A 14553-nucleotide genomic window follows, 5' to 3' on the forward strand; every position below is an offset into this window, starting at 1 on the left:
GTGTCTTTGTGGTTCCTTCCTTTACCCACCCAAGAGAGCCGGTGAGAAGATGGAAAATTAGTTAACCTTTTGGCAATTATCTGGATGACTAAAAATAAAAGAGTGCTGATTTTAGGGGGAACGGGGGAAGCGGCGGCATTAGCGGCTAAAATTGCGGCAATTCCGGGTATAGATGCCATCGCTTCCTTTGCCGGTCGCACGAGAGAACCGATTACTTTCACAACTCCTTCTCGCCGGGGGGGGTTTGGTGGTGCCGCCGGGTTAGCCAATTATCTGCGCCAAGAAAGCATTGATTGTTTAATTGATGCCACCCATCCCTTTGCGGCGCAAATTTCCTTTAATGCCGCTCAAGCCGCCTCGGATTGTGGTATTCCTCGATTAATGTTAAGTCGTCCAGCTTGGGAAAAAGTATCTGGAGATAATTGGATTGAAGTAGAAAACAATCAAGCGGCAGCGAATATTTTATCGGGGTTAGCACCGCGGATATTTCTCACTATTGGTCGGCAAGAACTGGCAAGTTATGCACATCTAAAAAATATCTGGTTTTTGATGCGGATGATTGACCCTCCAGAAGCAGATGCCATCGTACCGGTTGGAAAATTATTGTTGGAACGGGGGCCTTTTTCCTTGCAGTCAGAGCGCTCTCTTTTACAAGAATATAAGATTGGGGCGATCGTGAGTAAAAATAGCGGCGGTGATGCCACTTACGCCAAAATTATCGCCGCCAGAGAGTTGGGAATAACCGTGGTCATGGTACAACGTCCACCCGTACCTGAAGGAGAAAAAGTGGCAGATGTTGAAAGTGTCCTGGCATGGTTAGAAAAAATATGACTCTCTTGATTTTTCTGGGAAAATCATCAGCAAACCCTATCTAAATTACTCGTTAAGACTGCATCGGAGCAGGGAGCAGGGAGAGGATTTTTGAGCATTTGTACTAAAATTTTCCCTACGCAGTTTAAATTCAGTACAGCTTAAGTAGCTGGTTATAATTAAATTAAAAATGGATTTTAGGTTCGATCCCCCCTGCCCTCCTTGATAAGGTAGGGTTGATTCATGAATCAACCCTACCCTTGATAAGGGGGGTGTCTGATAATTTTTAACGCCTACCTACTTATCAGTTATCAGATGTTATACCAAATCCGGTTATTAAAGACTGATTATTTATTCCTCCTCCTGCCTTCGTTATCAGATGTTATTTTTCAGTTCACTGATTACTGATTACTGATCACTGGACGGCTACGCCGTGCCTTTGGCAACACTGAAAAGCTTCCCACCCAATCTAGGAAAATCACACTTTCACCACGTTGCTAAAAGAGATTTTCAGGTAATCATCTTCCATTTTTGCTCCGGAAGGTTTCAGGGCTGCCAAAGCTTGGGGTAAGACTAAATTACGACGGTGATTACCGATGCGAATATTTAACTCGTCTCCAGTTTTATTTAGCTGTATTTGTTCCTTCGGTATGCCGGGTAAATATAACTCCAAACTGTAATTATTTTCCTGTTGAACTACCCGAATGGTGTTTTCTTGGTAATAAACCTTAGTCGGATCTTCCCCAGCAAAAAGAGTTTCTTTCAGTCTTTCCAAAGCGGGTAAACCACACATTTCTTCCGAGTAGAGAGGAACTTCCTTAACCGGTAAGGGATGAAAATTATCGTAAATTTCCTGTTTATAACCCTGTTGATTTTCTTTCCAACGAGCAAAGAAAGGATCGGTTACTTTGTCGGGAATAATCCGATTAGCAATAATCAAATCGGTGGAAACATTATAGAGACTTAGATAGGCATGGGCGCGTAAAGACTCCTTAATCACCATTTTTTCGGGGTTTGTCACCAAACGTACCGAGGTTTGAGTATTATCGGTCAAAACCTTTTCTAAAGCCTCGATCTGCTCATAAAACTCGTAGGGAGCATCCATAACTTCCTTGTCCGGCAGGGAAAAACCGGCGATCGGTCGAAATAAAGGTTCCACCAGTGGTCGCAATGCCACCGACATTCCCTGTAAAGGTTTGTAAAATCTTCTCATGTACCAACCGCCCACTTCTGGCAAACTCAGCAATCGTAAAGCTGTCCCCGTGGGTGCGGAATCGATAATCAACACATCATAAGTACCCTCATCGTAGTGGCGCTTCATGCGAACTAAGCCGAAAATCTCATCCATCCCGGGTAAAATCGCTAATTCTTCCGCTTGCACTCCATCCAAACCCCTAGCTTGCAATACCTGGGTGATATAACGTTTTACCGCGCCCCAGTTGCCTTCTAATTCCATTAGTGCGTCTAATTCTGCCCCCCAAAGATGGGGACGTACCAAACGAGGATCGTGACCTAATTCGAGATCGAAACTGTCAGCGAGAGAGTGAGCGGGATCGGTGCTGAGAACTAGGGTTTTATAGCCAAGTTCGGCGCAGCGGAGTCCTGTAGCGGCGGCGACGGAGGTTTTACCCACGCCTCCTTTACCGGTCATGAGAATTACACGCATGGGGGTTGATTTAAGAAAATTTACATTACTTATTCTTATTATGACGGGAAAGTTAACAAATTTTAGGACAAGAATCAGCATTCTTGGCTATAGAATTCCACTCCCTGACCATCACCCCGGGGAATTAGGCTCTGTTCAAAAAATTGCTGACAGCGATTTTCGGCATCAGCGACGAGAACTTTGGCAAAATGACCCTTTTCGAGAACTTCTTGCCTCGGACGTTGTTCGTAGGCATAGATAATCAAAATATCTCCGGGTTGACAGAGCAGAGCTGCACCACCGTTAGGGCAAATTTCCCCGGTGTGGCCGGGAAAAACGTAGGTAGAAAAGCGCTTACCATTGCTAAGATTGACCACATCTACCTCTTCAAGGGGCAAAATACCAACCCGCTCGATCAATTCTTGATCGATAGTGATACTGCCGACATAATCGACGTTAGCCTCGCTGACGCGCACTCGATGGAGTTTGGCGTGCATTAATCGAATTGTTCCCATGTATTTTGTCCTATTTCCCCCAATTACTTCAATTATTATGCTCTCCCAGTGGGAATGTTTACTAAAAAATCTCGGTCAATGGCAAGGTTCTTTTACCCGTCTGTCTCCCCAAGGCGATCTGCTCGAAGATACCCCGACTTTGGTATCTTTGCAAGGCATTAATAATAATCGCTCGATTCGTCAATTGGTCCGCCGTCTCTACAGCGATCGAGCGCCAGAAGATTTGATTTTAGAGTATAGTTCTCTCCATCAGGGTATTCTATTTAGCCAGACGGGAGCTTTTTGTCAAGGTTCTTTATATTTTAGTAGTTTTTCCTCACAATTCGGGGCAGAATTTGGGTTAATCTCCGGAGAAAGACGATTAAGAATGGTACAGTTATTTAATGAACGCTGTGAGTTCGATCGCTTGACTTTAATTCGGGAAAAGTTAGTGGATTCTCAGTCACCAGAAAGACCGATGTTAACGGTGGAGCAATTACTGGGTCAATGGCGGGGACAAGCGGTGACAACGGGACGGGATTTTTATAATTCTGCTGCCTATTCTACCCATGTATCGATCGAGCGTCAGGGGGATAATTATCTCTCGCAAACTTTGACTTTTGGCGATAATCAAATTACTTCTAGCGCTCGGATTGAGGGACAAAGATTGTTGTTTGAAAATAGTCCGCTGCCGGTGCAAATCCTGCTGCTACCCGATGGTTCTTCCTGTAATACACCTCTGAAAATTACTGCCGGTCATCCTTTTGTTTTAGAGGCTGGTTGGTTACTTTCTCCTACTCAAAGACAGCGCTTAATTCGTTCTTATGATGATAAGGGAGAATGGACAGGTATTACTCTGGTGACGGAGGAAAAAGAAAGCTATTAGCCGTCAGCCCCCGGCTAGATTGATAATAAAAAGAAAATTCACTAATTACACTGAAAAATATCGGGTTTCTCCTAAAGATGAATTATAACTGGATTTTTTGTGTGATAAGTTTAACTTATATAGTAGCGCTCGATCTTTGTGTCCTTTGTGTCTCTGTGGTTCGTTCCACTCACTCGTCCGCAAGACTGTATCCTAGCATACATTTTACCCAGCAAACCTGGGAGAGCCGATAACTGCTCTCAGAAGCTGAATGCTAAGGGCTGCTTTATATAAGCAAAATTTATCAAAATCCCAATATACTTGAGAAGATTTAAATTTACATTCCTTAATCTTTACTTTTCTTAAAAAATAATTGAGAAAAATTCCTATTTGTCAACGAGATTGCAATAGTTACAGCCCGCTGCTAAAATCTAAGAATTGGGTTACTTTGTGCATTTTTAGGCCTTGTGCCTTGAAACCCTTGCTAAGTCTAGGATTACTAATTCGTCCCCAGGAAAAACTTGCTAATTGCTCCTTTGACGAAAAAGATCTTTTGCCAAAAATATGTGTACTTATGTTAAAACGAAAAAGTTTTTTTGACAAAATGTACCCGATGTGCTGCGAGGAAAGTCTGCGGGTAAGCTGTTAACTAAGCTGTTAAGCATTTAAATTGCTTGTTGAGACGAGGCAAGAGGCAAGAGGCAACAGTAAAAGGATTGGGGGAGATTCGGCTAATCTTAAGAATAAGTGCTTTAAATGCGTCTTAGCTTATCTAAATTACTGGTTAAGACTGTATGAGAGAGGGGAGAAGAACCTGATAAACCAAACGATGCTGATAAGTAGGGAGGCACAATTATTTGTAGGATGGGTTAGCGGTAGCGTAACCGATGCGGGCGTTGGGTTTCATGCTTCAACCCAACCTAAGTTCTAGGTACTTATTTAATTCCACCCACCTACTTAGAACAAATTAAACCTTTAGCCAAGCAAAAATATCCACTGCTGATATTAGCCAACTTTCTAATCCTTTAATCACCGCTAAAGGCTGATTATTGCCTGCGGTTGCAATATGTACTTTCGGTAATCCTGTTTGAAAAACGGTGACTGACTTTGCTGAAGGATCAATCAACCAACCTAATTCTGTTCCTTGTTGTAAACAGAAAATAATCTTTTCCATCACTAAGGTAACAGATTGTTCAGGAGACATAATTTCAATAATCCAATCGGGATAACTTAAAAATTTATCAGCCATTTCTCCATCTAGATCTCGTGGCAAATTCTCCCAACGAATCACCGCAATATCTGGCACAATTGAACGTTCTGCAAAAGTACAACGTAATTCAGGTAGAGCATAAGCTAATTTTAGAGGTTTAGTCTGTTGATTAATGGCAGAGGCTAACTCAAATTGTAAGATGCTGTGTTTTCCTTTGGGCATAGGTTTTTGAGTGACAATTCCATGATAATATTCTCTAGCAGGCTTAGTTTCTGGAAGGACAAGAAATGCTTCGAGGGAAAGGGATTGTTTATCTTCTATTGTGGTAAACATTGATTGATTTCTCCGCTCTTGAGGTGTTTTCCATTATCAAAGTAGTTTATGGTTACAGAAAGACGTTCATTCCATATATTCTTTTGAGTGGTTTTCTATGAGATACTTGGCATAGTGCAGAAGTTCGTGCTTTAGAGAATCTGGCATTGTCGAAACTGTTGGTAAGATTTATGGATCATCTAAATCCTCAGAAAAAGAAACCGCAAAAGTGGGTTAAATTGCTTCCTAGTTACCATTGTAAAATAATTAAGAGAATTTATTCATAATCAGTCCAATATCTTTAACCAAAAAGTAAATTATGGAGGATTTCTAAACGCCGGTCATCTTCACGAACAATAGCACCATAATAATTTTTCTTATTCTCTAGCCAGAGTAATTCAAACTCGATCGCCTTGGGTAAAGCCAAACTAAAATTATCCAAAGCTTGGGGACAATCAAAGATAACTTTGCGCGTCTCGAAGCGGTCAAAATGTCCTTGGCAGAACATTTTGAAAAACGGTAAAGAATCTAGTGACACCGCACCCCCAATAGCAACAGTCAAACCGGCAGCCTTAGCTTTTTTTGCCAAAGATAAAGCCAGATCCAAAACTTGCTTGCTATTCACATCCTGACGGGTTAATCCCAAAGAACAGGCTAAATCCATCCGTCCGATGACGATACCATGGAGAGATTTTATCTCTGGAATCGCCAACATTTCCTGAAAATTCTCACAGGCAGTAATCGTTTCGATATTAACCAATAACTCCACATCTTCCACCCCTTGGTCAGCTAAAACCCTCCTGGCTGCCCGCAGATATTTTTGTAAAGCGTAGGCTGTTTCTACCATGGGAGCAATTAAGCGATCAACTCCTAAATTAACCGCATCAAAGATATCTCTGATCGCTTCGCAACCGGCGATTTTCAGATTAAAATCTACCCCCGCTTTCAGACTAATTTCTTTCAACCGCATCGCTTCCGTCAGTCGGGTTCCTTCCGTCTCGAATTCCGCTTTTACCCCTGAAACATGGTGATCTTCCCTGAGTTCTCTTAACAGTTGCACCATTTTTTTTTCTAAGCAATTCATGTTTTTAATCGTTCACAATCGTTGACACTCCCGTTGCCTAAAGGTGTGGGGATTCTTGGTTCACCGAGATCACTTGCTTAGACAGAATCGCTTCTGAAAAAGTAGAGGTATTCTCTCCCCAAGCGTTTATCGGATCTAGCCCGAAAGTTACCGTATGCCCTACGGTACTTAACCCAAATTTTCGGTAACTGCTAGATGAGCCTTGTTGATTATAGCCGATCTGCCAAAAGCTAATAGCTAAGGACGAGGAAACCATAAAAATACCCTAAACAAGGGGACAAGAGCGACAAAATACCGGCATAATGAACAAGGCCGTCTGATTTTTTTCTGGCCACATCCTTTCTATACTACATTCGTAATATAAGTAATTCTCTAGTTAGACTATGCGAACTCACTACTGTGGCGACCTTAGCGCGATCGAAATTGAAAAAAGTGTCACCCTCTTCGGTTGGGTCGATCGCCGTCGCGATCACGGTGGCGTTATTTTTATTGATCTACGGGATCGCAGTGGTATTGTCCAGATCGTCAGTGATCCCCAACGAACTCCCGCTTCCTATCCCATCGCTGAAACCGTCAGAAACGAGTATGTTATCAAGGTGACGGGAACAGTCAGTCAACGGCCCCCCGAATCCCTTAACCCGCGCATTGCCACCGGAGAAATCGAAATTTACGCCACTAGCATCGAGATTCTCAACGGGGTTACTAAACAACTGCCTTTTGTCGTCTCCAGTTCCGAAAGTGAATCAGTCCGGGAAGATGTGCGCTTGCGATACCGCTATCTAGACCTACGCCGGGAGCGTATGAGTCAGAATTTACAACTACGTCACCAAGTTGTCAAGGAAATGCGCCGTTTTCTCGAAGATGAACAGCATTTTATCGAAGTGGAAACGCCAATTTTAACTCGATCGACTCCCGAAGGGGCGCGGGATTATCTGGTTCCTTCCAGGGTCAGCCCGGGCCAATGGTACGCTTTACCCCAATCACCGCAACTATTTAAGCAATTATTAATGGTGTCGGGAATGGATCGCTACTATCAAATCGCCCGCTGTTTCCGCGATGAAGATCTGCGCGCTGATCGTCAACCGGAATTTACTCAGTTGGATATGGAGATGAGTTTTCTCTCCTTAAGCGAAATTTTAGCCCTAAATGAGGCTTTGATCGCTCATATCTTCAAAAAAGTCAAAAATATCGATATAAGCCTGCCCCTGCCCCGTTTAACATATTCTGAGGCTATGGATCGCTATGGGGTCGATCGCCCCGATACCCGTTTTGGCTTAGAATTGGTCAATGTGGCGGAGATTTTTGCCGATTCGGGATTTAAGGTGTTTTCAGGTGCGATCGCTAGTGGTGGGACGGTGAAAGTTTTACCGATTCCCAACGGTAACGAGGCGATTTCTAACGTCAGAATCAAACCGGGTGGGGATTTATTCAAAGAAGCCACCGATGCGGGGGCGAAGGGAATTGCCTACATCCGCGTGCGCGAGGACTACGATTTTGATACCATCGGTGCGATTAAAGATAACCTAACAGAGGCACAAAAACAGGCTTTAATCGAGAAGACTGGCGCAAAACCGGGGCATCTGCTCTTATTTGGGGCGGGAGATACCGATACAGTCAATAAATCCCTATCCCGCCTACGCTTAGTTTTAGGGGAACAATTGGGATTAATTGATCCCGAGAAAATCAACCTCCTCTGGGTGACGGATTTCCCGATGTTTGAATACAACGCCGAGGAAAAACGCCTAGAAGCATTGCATCATCCCTTTACTGCCCCTAATCCCGAAGATTTAGACGATCTAGCCCAGGCTCGCGCCCTAGCCTACGATATGATTTTTAATGGTATTGAAATCGGTGGCGGCAGTTTGCGGATCTATCAACGGGAAGTACAGGAAAAAGTCTTCGCTACCATCGGTCTATCCCCAGAGGAAGCCTATAATAAATTCGGCTTTTTGTTAGAAGCTTTTGAATACGGAACCCCTCCCCACGGTGGCATCGCCTACGGTTTAGATCGCTTGGTGATGTTGTTAGCGGGAGAAGAGTCAATTCGCGATGTGATTGCTTTCCCGAAAACCCAGCAAGCTAGTTGTTTACTCACTTCTGCACCTTCAACAGTGGCAGCGAAGCAATTAAAGGAATTATCCGTTGCTTCTACCTACAAACCGCCATCCTAAGATTAGGGTGGGCATTGCCCACCTAATTTTTGCAAGTCTGTTGACACCATGCTCTTAAATTCTTTTCTGCCCTGACTTCATCCTCTTTAGCAGTGGCTAAAAATTCCTAGAGTTTAGTTTTGGGAACTAGGGGAAAAGTGCAGGGTAAGCGCATCTTAACAATCCTTGACAATTGTTAAGCAAAAATCGACCAAATGGGTCGAGTTCGCCCCTACAAAATCGACCCGCCTAAGGGCGGGAAAGAAAAGAAAAAAGAAAAAATAGGGAATGAGGGTAAAAGGGGAAAAAGGCAAAAGGGTTAGAGAGTTCTCCCGAAAACGCAGACTACCCGAAAACCGTAATTGTTGATGCGGTTGACGCGGCGGAAGTAGTAGTCGTAGCGAATCGCGGAACGGCAGTAAGTAGGATTGTAGCCCCAGGAACCGCCCCGCAGAGGAGAACGATTATTATTACCATTTTCTATCCAGACACTGCCATCCGTCGGCGCACCGTCATAGTTATCGTGCCAAGTATCGGCGCACCACTCCCGGACATTGCCGTGCATATCGTACAGTCCAAAGGCGTTTGGGGGAAATTGTCCCACGGGAGTTGTTTGTTGTCGATATTCTCCGTTCGGTTCATCGGCGTAGGTATTACTGGCATTGTAGTTAGCCAATTCCCCCGTAATGGTTTCCCCAAAGTAAAACGGGGTGGTGGTTCCAGCACGACAGGCGTACTCCCATTCCGCCTCACTGGGAAGTCGGTATTCCCCTCCCGTTAGTTTAGATAATCTCGCGCAGAACTCGACGGCATCGTACCAGTTGACTTGTTCCACGGGTCTATCCCAGTGCGTGGGCGATCCCCCCCTAGCCCCCCCTTCAAAAGGGGGGGAATCGGAAGCCCCCCTTTTTAAGGGGGGTTTGGGGGGATCTTTAAAATAGGCTGGGTTGAAATCAAGGTCTTGTTTAACTTTTAAATCCGTGCGAGAGGCGATCGCTTTCCACTGGGCCTGGGTGATGGGGTATTTACCCATAAAGAAGGGTGGGACAGTTACTTCATGTTGTGGTCTTTCCCTTCTAAATCCTTCCCAATTAAATTTTTTAACCAGTCTTTCGATTTCCTCATCTTCTGTTCCCATCAGGAAAGTTCCCCCCGGAATGGCGACCATTTCTAAGGTGATGCCTTTGCCCAGATCTTCCCTGAAATATTGGGACTGTTTCGACTCTTTTCTAATTTGCTCACCCTTCGCATTTACTCCCACCACCTCAAAGTTAAATACTGATAACAGTTGTTTTGGCTCTTCCGGTTCAAGCTTGAACTGATAGCCAATTGCTCTTTCTAGTTGCTCAAATCCGTCTTCTTCCCAATAATCAAGCCAGTGAATATCTCGCAGATTCAAGCTAACTTCTGCAAGTCGCAGATCAGGAATTTCGCATTCTTCTAACCTCATGGGAATAACAAAAATTGTCCCCGGTAGCATCTGTGCCAAGGTATCAAGTGCAATCCTCAACTCCCGTTGGATGTATCCCTGTTTATTAGCCGATTTCGCTGACAGACAGGCGAGAAAAATCTGACTAGCTTTAATCGCTTTCGGAATTTCATCTCGCCAAATTTGCCCCGGAATCAGGTCTTTTTTATCCAACCAAGGTTTATATCCCGCTTGCTTAAGGCGCTCATGCAGTGCCAAAACTGCTGGTTTGTCCTCACTGGCATGGGCCAAGAAAATTTGGATCTCTGACTTTTTCATAACTTTTTCTTATGACCACAAGTAGGGGAGAGCCAGATTAACTGGCAGAAAATCTCTAAATAAACCATTTAATTGATTATTACTCATTCTTAATTCTCCTGACTCCTGACTCCTGACGACCGGCTCCTAACCCCTAAACCCACCAACAAACTTTTTCAGCAAACCCTAGTTAATTATTTTGGCTCTACCGAACCTGTCATGTAAAACTATCAACAACTCGTGCTTGTAAAGCTTGTATACTAAGGCTTTGAGTTTTTGTTAGATTGATATTTATCAACTTTAGAGCATTGCTTGGCAGAGAGGGAGCTTGAGGAATTTTCTACAGTGTAAGTTCGGAAGAACCATTATTTTTAGCTAGTTGACTAACAACCCATGCTCTTAAATTCTTTTCTGCCCTCACTTCATCCTCTTTAGCAGTGGCTAAAAATTCATAGAGTTTAGTTTTCGGAACTAGGGGAAAAGTAGGACTAAATTCTTCTTCCTGATAAACTCCCTTTTCTAACCGATAAATGCGCCAGATTTCTCCATTAAAACGCCATAATTCCGGCACTCCCAAACGGGCATAAAGTGCTAATTTATTAATATCCGTGTGGGTAATATCCACTTCCACCACTAAATCTGGGGGCGGATCTTCAGTTAAATTAATTGTTTTTCCTAGCACTTTGGCTTGATTTTGAATATAGTAAGCATTGTCGGGTTCTGCCCCTCGTTCTAAATCTTCCCTAGCTAGAGTTGTGGAACCCATACTTTTAATTTTTAAACCCAATTCTACCACCAAAATCCGAATAAATAATCCGATTAATTCTCGATAAAACTCGTGTTCTTCTAGGGGCATAGTAATTTCTAAAGTGCCACGATCATAAAATAAATGGGCGCGATTATTTTCCCCTAGGGCTTGTAAAATTTGCCGATAGGATAACCAACTGAGATGATTAAAAACTACCCGTTTTTCGCCCCTAATTTGCTCAGTATTTAACTCCAGAGGAACTGTCACCATAATTACCTCAACTTTCAGCTAGTTGACTAACAACCCATGCTCTTAAATTCTTTTCTGCCCTCACTTCATCCTCTTTAGCAGTGGCTAAAAATTCATAGAGTTTAGTTTTCGGAACTAGGGGAAAAGTAGGACTAAATTCTTCTTCCTGATAACCTTCCTTTTCTAACCGATAAATGCGCCAGATTTCTCCATTAAAACGCCATAATTCCGGCACTCCCAAACGGGCATAAAGTGCTAATTTATTAATATCCGTGTGGGTAATATCCACTTCCACCACTAAATCTGGGGGCGGATCTTCAGTTAAATTAATTGTTTTTCCTAGCACTTTGGCTTGATTTTGAATATAGTAAGCATTATCGGGTTCTGCCCCCCGTTCTAAATCTTCCCTAGCTAGAGTTGTGGAACCCATACTTTTAATTTTTAAACCCAATTCGGACACCAAAAAATAGATAAAACGTCCAATTAATTCTCGATAAAACTCGTGTTCTTCTAGGGGCATAGTAATTTCTAAAGTGCCACGATCATAAAATAAATGGGCGCGATTATTTTCCCCTAGGGCCTGTAAAATTTGCCGATAGGATAACCAACTGAGATGATTAAAAACTACCCGTTTTTCGCCCCTAATTTGCTCAGTATTTAACTCCAGAGGAACTGTCACCATAACTGCCCCGAAAAGCGAAATTTATGTCCAAAAAAGGGGGTTGATTCACCCCCTTATTATCTTATCAAACCAATGCCGGAACCTGGGGCCAACGCCCGATCGTCTTACCAATGACCGCTAACTCCCGCGTTAACTGGTCGAACCTGTCGGGAGTCAAGGATTGCGGCCCATCGGATAGGGCCTTGGCTGGGTTAGGATGTACTTCGATCATCAAGGAATCGGCCCCAGCTGCCAGGGAAGCCATGGCCATAGTCGGTACATATTCCCATTTACCCGTACCGTGGCTAGGATCGATCATGATCGGCAGGTGGGTTAAAGTTCTTAAAACGGGAATACAGGATAAATCTAGGGTATTACGAGTATATTTACTGTCAAAGGTGCGGATACCGCGTTCGCAGAGAATAACATTGCTATTTCCTGCCGCGAGGATATATTCTGCCGCCATCAACCAATCTTCAATAGTGGCCGCCATGCCGCGCTTGAGTAGGACTGGTTTCGGTTGCGCCCCAACTTTTTTCAGGAGGGAAAAATTCTGCATATTGCGGGCCCCCACCTGCACCACGTCGGCTATTTCGACAATCTTATCGAGATCCGCCGCGTCCATTACTTCCGTGATAATACCCAGACCACTGGCATCTCTAGCCGCCGCTAGTAATTCCAAAGCGCTTTCCCCGTGACCTTGGAAAGCGTATGGAGAAGTGCGGGGTTTATAGGCACCACCGCGGAGGAATTGCGCTCCGGCTGCCGCCACTCGTTTGGCAGTTTCCACGATCATCGCCTCATTTTCCACCGAACAGGGGCCGGCGACAATGCTAACGGTATGATTTCTGCCGATGGGGATAACACCGTTAGGAGTGGGGACTAAAACCTCGCTGTATTCCCCGTGACGGTATTCTAAAGAGGCGCGTTTGAAGGGTTGTTCGACTCGCAGGACGGTTTCGATCCAAGGGCTTAGTTCTTGGATTTGTAGGGGGTCTAATTCCCTGGTTTCTCCGACTAAACCGATGACAACTTTATGCTTACCGACGATTTTTTCAGGACTTAATCCCCATGCCTCGAATTCGGCACTGACGCGCTCGATTTCAATTTCCGGGGAACCAACTTTCATGACAATAATCATGGCATTAACCCTTTATTTTTTTCTTTAATCTCTATTGTTGACGATTTCTAGAGGTTATCTATTTTTCTTCCACTTCTTTTTTGCCGGACCGCCAAGCGGCGATCGTTCTGCCAAAATTAGCTTGAAATTCTTGCCATCCTAGCCAATCCCCCACCCGATCCTCGTCCCAAGAAGCGGAGAAGATGCCATAACTCAGACCGATAAAACCGAGACCAAATAGGCTTAAACTGACGAGCATGGCGACGTAGGAAGGGATTTCGAGAAGATCGTGGCTAATAATCCAGTAGAAGCCAAAAAAGGAAGTTATCCCCAATGCCGTCGGAATGCCACAAAATGCCGCCATGCGTTTGGCCATCCGTTGACTGACCACTTGGGGAATTGCCTTTAAGCTGGCTTCCTCGGAGCGATTTTTTAGCGGCGGTGGCACGGGACTAGGGGCAATTTTCGGGGTTTTTCGCTTATTTTGGCGCGGCTCAAAGGGGAGACGTTCTTTTTTCTCCGTCGATTTCGATTCAGAGGCCATGGTAGGGATGCAAAGGGGGTAAGCTTAACGGCGAATTCCGAGACGAGCGATCAGGGTTTGATAGCGTTGTTGATCTTTCTTCTGGATATAGGTTAACAGTCCCCGACGACGACCGATCATCTGGAGTAATCCCCGGCGGGAAGCGTGGTCTTTCGGGTTAGCTTTCAGGTGTTCGGTCAGTTGGTTGATTCTCTCGGTTAAGAAAGCTACCTGTAACTCCGATGATCCTGTATCGGTTTCGTGGGCCTGATATTGGCTGATTAGTTCTTGTTTTTTGGTCTGGGTTAAGGCCATAGGACTCGTGATCTCTGCTTAAACACTGCAATCTATCATAGTATCATGTTTCTGGTCGATCCGTAAACATTGTTCGGGTGATAGGGTGATGAGACAGCTTCCCAATCTCCCCAATTCCCCATTTCCCCAATTCCCCATTGCCGCAAATCATGGCAAAATCTTAGACATAGCGTCTAACTTACCCTGAAGATTCCATGCTGTTAAAATCCACGACCCGTCATATTCGCATTTATACGGCTGAAGTAAAAAATAATCAATTAATCGAGAGTAACAATGTCTTGACTCTTGATGTGGATCCCGATAATGAATTTAATTGGGAAGAAGTGGCTCTCAATAAGGTTTATAGTAAGTTTGATGAATTGGTAGAGTCCTACAATGGGGAAGAACTGAGCGAATATAATCTCCGTCGCATCGGTTCAGATCTAGAACATTTTATCCGTTCTCTCCTGCAAAAAGGGGAAATTAGCTATAATCTCAATGCCAGAGTGCAGAACTATAGTATGGGTTTACCGAAATTAGGGTGAACGATCCCGCGTCAGTCCCCACCCGGACTCCTAGGCAGGTGGGGAAATTGTATCGCGGCAATCAGGAGTTTCACGAATTGGGGTGAGGGAACAATTGCCTGTCACTCTTGTGGTTTT

Annotated in this window: 15 protein-coding genes and 2 pseudogenes; 4 read left to right on the top strand and 13 right to left on the bottom strand. The window is 44.2% G+C overall.

Annotated features, from left to right (window positions below):
* The first annotated feature begins 84 nt into the window (after positions 1-84).
* Positions 85-831, top strand: a complete 747-nt coding sequence (locus myaer_RS18650; protein ID WP_046663183.1) for a cobalt-precorrin-6A reductase — start codon at positions 85-87, stop codon at positions 829-831.
* Positions 832-1288: 457 nt separating this feature from the next.
* Here the strand turns inward: myaer_RS18650 and myaer_RS18660 are convergent, their stop codons facing one another.
* Both myaer_RS18660 and panD read right to left on the bottom strand, forming a co-directional pair.
* Entirely contained in the window at positions 1289-2476 is a 1188-nt protein-coding gene (locus tag myaer_RS18660) for a TRC40/GET3/ArsA family transport-energizing ATPase (protein WP_046663184.1), read from the bottom strand.
* 74 nt (positions 2477-2550) lie between these two features.
* Positions 2551-2970 carry an aspartate 1-decarboxylase gene (gene panD, locus myaer_RS18665; RefSeq protein WP_008201414.1) on the bottom strand — a complete coding sequence of 140 codons (420 nt, stop codon included), beginning with the start codon at positions 2968-2970 and terminating at the stop codon, positions 2551-2553.
* Positions 2971-3007: 37 nt separating this feature from the next.
* Between panD and myaer_RS18670 the strand changes: the two genes are divergently transcribed.
* Positions 3008-3835 (top strand): DUF3598 family protein, encoded by an 828-nt coding sequence (locus myaer_RS18670; protein ID WP_046663846.1) that lies wholly within the window; start codon positions 3008-3010, stop codon positions 3833-3835.
* 946 nt (positions 3836-4781) lie between these two features.
* Here myaer_RS18670 and myaer_RS18680 read toward each other — a convergent pair.
* From myaer_RS18680 to myaer_RS22565, 4 genes and pseudogenes are all read right to left on the bottom strand, one after another.
* Positions 4782-5357 (bottom strand): Uma2 family endonuclease, encoded by a 576-nt coding sequence (locus myaer_RS18680; RefSeq protein ID WP_002783255.1) that lies wholly within the window; start codon positions 5355-5357, stop codon positions 4782-4784.
* Between the two features lie 66 nt (positions 5358-5423).
* On the bottom strand, positions 5424-5504 hold the full coding sequence (locus myaer_RS22740; protein ID WP_071821284.1) for a DUF2281 domain-containing protein: 81 nt from the start codon (positions 5502-5504) through the stop codon (positions 5424-5426).
* Positions 5505-5637: 133 nt separating this feature from the next.
* Complete coding sequence (locus tag myaer_RS18690; RefSeq protein WP_046663186.1) at positions 5638-6420, bottom strand: aldolase/citrate lyase family protein; 783 nt, start codon at positions 6418-6420, stop codon at positions 5638-5640.
* A gap of 37 nt (positions 6421-6457) precedes the next feature.
* Positions 6458-6601, bottom strand: a pseudogene (locus myaer_RS22565) (RNA-guided endonuclease TnpB family protein); the annotation flags it as partial.
* A 202-nt stretch (positions 6602-6803) separates the two neighbouring features.
* Between myaer_RS22565 and aspS the strand changes: the two are divergent.
* Positions 6804-8591 (top strand): aspartate--tRNA ligase, encoded by a 1788-nt coding sequence (gene aspS, locus myaer_RS18700; RefSeq protein ID WP_046663187.1) that lies wholly within the window; start codon positions 6804-6806, stop codon positions 8589-8591.
* A 22-nt stretch (positions 8592-8613) separates the two neighbouring features.
* Here the strand turns inward: aspS and myaer_RS22570 are convergent.
* The 7 genes and pseudogenes from myaer_RS22570 to rpsO form a co-directional block, all read right to left on the bottom strand.
* A pseudogene (locus tag myaer_RS22570) lies at positions 8614-8730 on the bottom strand (Uma2 family endonuclease); the annotation flags it as partial.
* Positions 8731-8889: 159 nt separating this feature from the next.
* Entirely contained in the window at positions 8890-10317 is a 1428-nt protein-coding gene (locus myaer_RS18710; RefSeq protein WP_046663189.1) for an SUMF1/EgtB/PvdO family nonheme iron enzyme, read from the bottom strand.
* 319 nt (positions 10318-10636) lie between these two features.
* Positions 10637-11314: a Uma2 family endonuclease gene (locus myaer_RS18715; RefSeq protein WP_046663190.1), complete on the bottom strand. Its 678-nt coding sequence runs from the start codon at positions 11312-11314 to the stop codon at positions 10637-10639.
* 7 nt (positions 11315-11321) lie between these two features.
* Positions 11322-11975 (bottom strand): Uma2 family endonuclease, encoded by a 654-nt coding sequence (locus myaer_RS18720; protein WP_046663191.1) that lies wholly within the window; start codon positions 11973-11975, stop codon positions 11322-11324.
* A 64-nt stretch (positions 11976-12039) separates the two neighbouring features.
* Positions 12040-13095: a 3-deoxy-7-phosphoheptulonate synthase gene (gene aroF / locus myaer_RS18725; protein WP_002739223.1), complete on the bottom strand. Its 1056-nt coding sequence runs from the start codon at positions 13093-13095 to the stop codon at positions 12040-12042.
* Positions 13096-13153: 58 nt separating this feature from the next.
* Positions 13154-13618: a PAM68 family protein gene (locus myaer_RS18730; RefSeq protein WP_046663192.1), complete on the bottom strand. Its 465-nt coding sequence runs from the start codon at positions 13616-13618 to the stop codon at positions 13154-13156.
* A 24-nt stretch (positions 13619-13642) separates the two neighbouring features.
* Positions 13643-13912, bottom strand: a complete 270-nt coding sequence (gene rpsO / locus myaer_RS18735; RefSeq protein ID WP_046663193.1) for a 30S ribosomal protein S15 — start codon at positions 13910-13912, stop codon at positions 13643-13645.
* A 194-nt stretch (positions 13913-14106) separates the two neighbouring features.
* On the opposite strand from rpsO, the gene myaer_RS18740 reads away from it, so the two are divergent.
* The gene (locus myaer_RS18740; protein WP_002738864.1) at positions 14107-14436 is read left to right on the top strand and encodes an NAD(P)H-quinone oxidoreductase subunit M; all 330 of its coding nucleotides are present in this window, start codon (positions 14107-14109) and stop codon (positions 14434-14436) included.
* Positions 14437-14553: the final 117 nt, after the last annotated feature.

It is taken from the genome of Microcystis aeruginosa NIES-2549, assembly GCF_000981785.2.
Lineage (GTDB): Bacteria > Cyanobacteriota > Cyanobacteriia > Cyanobacteriales > Microcystaceae > Microcystis > Microcystis aeruginosa_C.